Below are 7,323 nucleotides of genomic sequence, written 5' to 3'. Positions count from 1 at the left end.
GAAAGTGAATGAAGATAAATCTGGTGCTAATGAGGCTGCATTACTGACTATCAATATCTACTTATTTTTACTAGGGATATGGTTAACTCATGGTATTGAAATTAGACAAAATAAGTATTTAAATAATTTGATAGAGCAGGATCATAGAAGTATTAAACGATTGACTCGACCCATGATGGGATTTAAGTCTTGGGACTCCATGGAGTCCACTATCGCTGGTTATGAGTTAATAAATATGATTAGAAAAGGTCAGCACATTAATGCTGAAAATATGACTATTTGGGATCAATTCTATTCTATAGCAGCATAACTGTATCTAGAGCATACTGATTTCATGAAAATTGTCACTGATTTAAATATTTGCGACAAAACCAAGTAATCAACTAGAGCTGCTTTAACACCAGCTACTGATTCTAATTTTTTTGATGTATAATTCAAAAAAAATAATAGATATTAGGTTTAGATCTAGACATGGCTGACAAAGACGATATAAATGACTTAATAGTATTAAATGCAATTAAAGGAATATCTCAAGATAAACTAATAGACCTTTTGTACTCTGAAAAGTTTAATAGCATATTCAAAAAAAATGCTATTTTAGAAAATATGTTACCTAAAAATGAAGAACTTGCCGATGATTCTTCATTAAAAGAAAGATGGCAAGAATCTCTTATCGAGGGAGTCCTACCAAATACTTATCCAACTATTATATCGCAATCGATAAGGCTTAAAATAGTGCCTTTTGATGAAAAGCTAGCTATTGATGAAAGTAAAGCTGTAGAAGTGAACTCATATTACATTCAAGATCTTCAGCTATCACTAGAGACTACAGGTTTCAAAGGATCGATTGATTTTGTATATCCTTATCAAACTGGATATGATAACAAACTTATGGATATAATCACTCAGGGATTACCTTTTTTACTTGAGATATCTATTAAACAAGAATTTTTTATAGAAAAATATCAAAAAGAATTTATTGAAGAAAATGGTGATCTTAGCAATGAAGAAATTAAATTTACAGCATATGCCGGTAACTTACAAAAAAAAGAGACTATTATTCGATCGCCTGAATTTAGCATTAAAAGCTCAGCTCTAACTAAAATTGACGGTTTATATAAAATAGAATTTTGTGATGCTTTGAGTTTTTTCTGGAAACAACTTAATCCTGTCTGTATATATAGTGGACAATCTTATGATAAAATTTTCCAAGAGCAAAATACTCCTTTTGATAAGGTTATAAAACTTAGTTTTGATACAAGTAGTGATCAAGTACTTAAGCAAAAGCTTCCATTTATCTGTATGAATTGTCAAGAAAGCAGTGGTGCAAATAACTTTTATAGCTATGTTCAATATATATTACAGCAATATAATTTGATTTTAGTATATAATTATAGTGATAATGAATATATAGTAACCTCTGACTATGATGGTTTAGTATCAAAAGCAAAGGTCATAAAAAGTATTTTCATAGAAGATAAACAGAAAATTCAAGAAATAAAACATCTTCATAAGAAACCATACCTAACACATAAGTCTATTATTAACCTTAATTCAAATTGTGCAGATAAACAGCAAATAAAAGTTACAGAATTTGAAGATATGCCTAAAACAGTCGAAGCTTTTAAGCAAGATAGCGTAACAGAACATGATTTAAGCAATCTTTTTAAATTAAAGACTGATAGCTGCCAAACTAAATTGAAAAATAATTTTGCAACAAGCACTATTGGCTTGGAAATACAAGCTTATTCAATGCCAAGCTCATACTCTGTACTGCCACTTCAAAATAACCTTAAGTTCTCGGCTAAGGAATGGGGGCTTATTTTAGATAAAAAAGATAAATACATGGTTTTACACAAAGTAGACTTAAGCTTTGAAAAAACACCTTTATATTCAAATAATAATAAAAGACATCCTCTTGCATATGAAGATAAACAAGAAGGAAAAGTTGAAGAATATAAAATTAGTTTTAAGTTTGAAGAGGAAGCATTAGAATCCAGTGAACTACCTTTAATGTTTAACTGTAACTCAAGATTCTATCTCTACAACAAAGAGCTATGGCCGCAATGCAAAAAATATAACAAGCCGCCAACTCTAAATCTTACAGGGCATATATATACAACAGACACAGATTATAAAAATTCAACTTATACTAGTGAGCTTTTCAATTATAGTGTTGATGCAAGTAAGAGTATCACTGCTAATGAAAACTATGATAGCTCAAGTGAAGTTTTTTCTTTGGATCCAAATTTGATAACTCGTCCTAGATATCAAATTAAGGTTGCTCCTCAGCTTTGGACAAAATTAACTCCAAAGGGTAAACAATTCGTACCTGCTAATATGGTATTAGCATCATATTCTAATATGCTCTTTTATCTCAAATCTGGAACTGAGGTAGAGCTTAACGTATTTGAAGAGTATGCAAACTTAACCAAAGTCAAAAAATACATAGCTCCTCAAGAGATGCTTACTTCTGGAGATAAAGAACAATCTCAAGGAATTATTTTTGAAGACCGTAAAGAGCAACGCACAGTTATGCACAATAGCTATAAGCCTGGTGATAAAACAAGCTCTTTTAAAATAATACATAGCCCAAAAGATAAAGGCTCCCCATCAAATTTAGAAATGAATAACCAATCTTTCAAAATTAGTGTAGATTGCAAATAAACAGTACTATGAGGTAAATATATGAACTTATATATTATAATAGCTTTTATTTTTATTTTTTTAATAATTAGTACTATCGCTATATTACTAGCTTTTAATATTAAAAATACAAGAAGGTTTGTGACTAAATTTAAATTAAATATACGTTCATCAATGCGTTTAAATAGATCATTAAGGCAGCTACTTTCTCAAGCAGATAGAAAAACTAGAAAATCTTTTAGAACTGATACCATTTTTTTTATTCATATCAATACTTCAAATACAAAAATTATTGAGAATGAAACAAGTAAGAGCCTTGGAATTGAGCTATATAAAAATGAAAGCTTAAACTATAACCACTATTTATCTGATAAATCATATATTCTTGAGCTTCATAAATTTAATGATAACCATGCATATAAAGAGCTTAGTAAATTCTGCCATAAAGTAAGCTCAATAACTGGCAAAACTCCTATTTTTGTATACTCATTTGAATATAGTAAGATTAAAGATGAATCTCTAATTATAGATGATATTAAAAGCCTAAGATCAATAATAATTCAACTAACAAAAGTATACAAAAAAATACCAAACTTTGTTTTAACTATCGCAGATATAGAAAAACATCCTGGCTATCAAGCTTTTATCGAATGTGTAGCTACGCATAACATCCCACTATTATCACCTTTTTTTGATCCTAATAACCTAAGTTCTGATATCAATAATCATCTTAAAAAGATGAGCCTGTTAGCAGAAAATATTATATTTAAAAAGCATCCTAAAGAATTTTTACGCTTTAGTTACTTTATCAATGATATTTATAAGCAATTTAAGCAATTACTCAAAAACAAGAGTTATCTAGATGCAAATAATGCTATCCAGCACATCTCTTTATATATTAATAACACTAAGCCTAGTATTAATCAAAATCTATTTCAGAACTCTTTTAATAAACCACAAAAATATAAAACTCGATCTTTTAAAAATATCCTATGGACTATAACAGGAGTTTTATTAGCTATTTTAGGACTAATATTCACAAAAAATATCTTTGTATATAAAGATATTATCAAACAATATAAGCAAGACCTTTTTGCTATCTCAGATAACGCATCTAATGTTCGTGAAACTATCAAGTTGAGTAATGATTATGAAAAATATATTGCTTCAAGCCTATCTGCAAAGGCTATTTATTCTAAGAGCACTCTAAATCATGGAATTTATTTAACTGAAGGTTTAAAAATTCAACAACAAATATTAGATATTCTGGAAGATGAGGGTCTTTCAAAAGATAATGTTTACAAAACTTTTATTTATCTAACACTTATAGCTCCTCAAAACTCAGATTTAAAATGGCTGATAAAATCCAATTTACACCTTTGGAGTTTAGCAACAAAGCTATCTGAGAGAACTATTAATATATACATTAACGCTCCAGTTCCAGCCGTAAAAATTGATATAAGCAATACTAATATAAATAAATTAATTTTTAAAAACTTATTTATAAAATCTCGTACCTATGATATGGTCAAATCATATATAATAGAGAACAATAATATTAACTTAAAAACATTAAATATATTCCTTGAAAATATAAACCTACCTATAACTAAACAGCGTCTTATAAATAAATTTATGAAAAAAATATATCCTCAAGTTAAAGACTCTTTTTCTCCGTATAATAGAGGTTTCTTAGAAAAACTTTATGAAAAAACTAAAAATACTACAAAATCGTCATCTGAAATTCAGGACATAAAAAATTTAATTCCTACTGAAAAAGAAACTCAAGTAAATAATTTACAGGCTGCTATTGATCTGTTAGATAATCTTAATAATGATTTTCATAAACATGATTCTAAGGTAGATCCTATATGGCACAAAATCATAACCCAAGCAGTTTATAATGACCTTATGAACAACTTGGCTCTATCAAGAGCTATGTTTATGGATGAAGGGTTATCTAAACAATCAGTTGTAAATGTAGGTGATAATGCTAGTTACTATGGCAATATATCAATTATTTATACAAAAATTGGTCTTAAAGATGCTGTCTTACCAGAGATATCTGAGTACAAGTCTGTTTGTAAATCATTAGGAAAACAAAATATAAATACCCTTGTGATTAATAATTATTATAATGATGCATTAGATAATTATATTAAAGATTATAAAAAATCTTATATAAATCTTATTGCTTCATACAAAAATAGCATGGATCCAAACGATCTTGTAGCTTCATTATATCTAGTATCATCAACTAGTTCACAGTTTAACAACATGCTAAAAACATTATCAAGCAACACTGTATTTGATAAAAAAACACTCAAAGAAATACCTCAACTTGATTTAGTAAGATCATATTTTCAAAATGTAAATAAGATGATCTCTAATCCTAACGATATGGATGAATATAATCAAATAATAAGAGACATAGCTAATCAAATTAATCAAGCTGACTATAAACGAGCTGCAATTAATAAAATAACTCTTAATTTATTTACTAAATCAAAAGATTCTTATTTTTATAAAGTTAATGCTCTACTTAAAAAGAATGATATTAGTTCAGAGAATTCAATAATATTTACAGCTCCTTTGCATAATATCATGAAGTTTGGTAAGCCTTACTTAGTCAAATATAAATACCAGTTATGGGATAATCATATTATTTCTCTACTTGATAAGTATAAAAAATATTACCCATTCACACAGAATTCTGATAAAAAAATATCTCCAACTGAACTTACCAAAACCTTTGGTTCTAAAGGAAAGTTTTGGGAAACTGTTAATGAAGATATGTATGGTATTTTTGAATATAAAGATGGTCAGTGGCAAAGTAGAATTCCAAATCTTTTTGGTAAGAATACAGCTAGCATGCTAAATACTCTAAATAATACTCAGAAGTTTACTGATACTCTATGGGATAAATCAGGTAAACTTAAACCTATAGATATTAAAGTTAGCATTATGCCAATTCCAAATAATCTGTTACAGAATAATACTTTTGTCAAAATGACTTTGTTAAGTATTGGCAATCAAAAATCCATGGGAATTAGTACCGAACAAAAGTCTATCATTTTAAGATATAATTGGTTTGAGGAGCAGCCTAGTTCTGTTGGCTTTATTGATAGTAATGAACAGATCAATTCTATAGAAACACACTCAGAATATTGGTCTCTTTTTGATCTACTTAATCAAGCAAATAAAGATGGTGATGTCTATACCTGGAATCAAAATAACATTGCCATTAAGTTTAAGATCGATTTTGATAATATATTTGAGACCTTTGATAATTAATATTTTGGAGAATTAAAAATGAAAAAAATTATATTTAGTATGACTGCTTTATCTTTGCTTTCAAGCTGTACTACAACGATACCTAAGGATCAATTTAATTTAAACATAAAATCATCATCTCAGGCTAATAATGGTAATAATTATCTTGTAGTTTATGAACAACCTAGCTCTATGGATAAAATGGCTCAAGCATCATATGACTCACTTAGTAAGCAAATATTAAATAATGATCATCAAAGTAAGCTTATTCATCCTCAAGACCAGACTGATAAACTAACTTTCAAAGCAAAAGATGATCCTGCATCAATATACTTTATTATGAATATGGGTAAAAACTACAATACTTGGAGATACTATATTCCTAACCCAGGCGGAAATTCTTGGGATTGTTTAATAGATGATAAAGGATATACTAGCTGTAAAGAAAGTGGAGAATAGCTATGGCTGATCAAGACGATTCAATTAATGTCTTTGAAATAACTTCTGAATATATGAGTTTAGATGCAAACAAAAAAGCTGTTTTAACATTAAATCAAAAAAAGGAATCAGCAAGTATTGCCGCTAAAGAGACTACTATCGAATGTAAAGATAAAATCACCCTTAAGTGTGGCAGTAGTAGTATAGAGATTAGCTCTAGCTCTGTAACTATTAAAGCAAATTCAATAACTATAAAAAGCGACGTAAGCTCAGTCGAGCTATCTTCACGTAGTGTTGATGTTAAAAGTATGTCTATAAATCTTGGTTAAGCCAAGTTAAACGGTAGTGTCCACTAAATTGTGTCTGTAGCTGGCATTGTTTCTTAACCCCATACGGTCTTCTAGTTGGAGTATTTTAGGAGGTTCTATGACTAATGGGCATACCTAAAGATGTCATTTTATTTAGAATACTAGCACCAATCATAGCTTCCTGCTTTTGATTTGAGCCTTTCCAAATAAATGTGTAAATTGGTTTTGTCGCAAATATTTAAATCAGTGACAATTTTCATGAAATCAGTATGCTCTAGATACAGTTATGCTGCTATAGAATAGAATTGATCCCAAATAGTCATATTTTCAGCATTAATGTGCTGACCTTTTCTAATCATATTTATTAACTCATAACCAGCGATAGTGGACTCCATGGAGTCCCAAGACTTAAATCCCATCATGGGTCGAGTCAATCGTTTAATACTTCTATGATCCTGCTCTATCAAATTATTTAAATACTTATTTTGTCTAATTTCAATACCATGAGTTAACCATATCCCTAGTAAAAATAAGTAGATATTGATAGTCAGTAATGCAGCCTCATTAGCACCAGATTTATCTACATTTACTTTCTCTGGCAAACCATGCCTACCAATGGCTTTCTTAAAGAATTTACGTGCAGCTTTTTCATTTCTTT

At 29.0% G+C, this 7,323-nt stretch carries 6 protein-coding genes; 5 read left to right on the top strand and 1 reads right to left on the bottom strand.

Translation table 11 applies throughout. The annotated features are described in order from the left end of the window. The 5 genes from F3D62_RS11885 to F3D62_RS11865 form a co-directional block, all read left to right on the top strand. On the top strand, positions 1 to 310 hold a 310-nt coding region (locus F3D62_RS11885), incomplete at its 5' end, for a DDE-type integrase/transposase/recombinase (protein WP_224732694.1). Between the two features lie 161 nt (positions 311 to 471). Continuing rightward, positions 472 to 2,667, top strand: coding sequence for a hypothetical protein (locus tag F3D62_RS11880; protein WP_150468467.1), 2,196 nt, complete (start codon positions 472 to 474; stop codon positions 2,665 to 2,667). A gap of 21 nt (positions 2,668 to 2,688) precedes the next feature. Next, positions 2,689 to 5,940 carry a cation-binding protein gene (locus F3D62_RS11875; protein ID WP_150468466.1) on the top strand — a complete coding sequence of 1,084 codons (3,252 nt, stop codon included), beginning with the start codon at positions 2,689 to 2,691 and terminating at the stop codon, positions 5,938 to 5,940. An 18-nt stretch (positions 5,941 to 5,958) separates the two neighbouring features. Continuing rightward, positions 5,959 to 6,378 (top strand): type VI secretion system lipoprotein IglE, encoded by a 420-nt coding sequence (iglE, locus tag F3D62_RS11870; RefSeq protein ID WP_150468465.1) that lies wholly within the window; start codon positions 5,959 to 5,961, stop codon positions 6,376 to 6,378. A 2-nt stretch (positions 6,379 to 6,380) separates the two neighbouring features. Beyond that, positions 6,381 to 6,686 (top strand): hypothetical protein, encoded by a 306-nt coding sequence (locus F3D62_RS11865; RefSeq protein ID WP_150468464.1) that lies wholly within the window; start codon positions 6,381 to 6,383, stop codon positions 6,684 to 6,686. 263 nt (positions 6,687 to 6,949) lie between these two features. Here the strand turns inward: F3D62_RS11865 and F3D62_RS11860 are convergent. Next, on the bottom strand, positions 6,950 to 7,323 hold a 374-nt coding region (locus F3D62_RS11860; RefSeq protein WP_150468163.1), incomplete at its 5' end, for a DDE-type integrase/transposase/recombinase.

Source organism: Francisella sp. SYW-9 (assembly GCF_008711465.1).
Taxonomy (GTDB): Bacteria; Pseudomonadota; Gammaproteobacteria; order Francisellales; family Francisellaceae; genus Francisella.
The sequence above is the reverse complement of the archived record's forward strand: the minus strand, read 5'-3'. Positions and strand labels throughout refer to the sequence as shown.

What these genes read in the sequence shown, in the direction of transcription:
- F3D62_RS11880 (WP_150468467.1), top strand. Translation starts at nt 472, where the DNA reads ATGGCTGACAAAGACGATATAAATGACTTAATAGTATTAAATGCAATT.
- F3D62_RS11875 (WP_150468466.1), top strand. Translation starts at nt 2,689, where the DNA reads ATGAACTTATATATTATAATAGCTTTTATTTTTATTTTTTTAATAATT.
- iglE (WP_150468465.1), top strand. Translation starts at nt 5,959, where the DNA reads ATGAAAAAAATTATATTTAGTATGACTGCTTTATCTTTGCTTTCAAGC.
- F3D62_RS11865 (WP_150468464.1), top strand. Translation starts at nt 6,381, where the DNA reads ATGGCTGATCAAGACGATTCAATTAATGTCTTTGAAATAACTTCTGAA.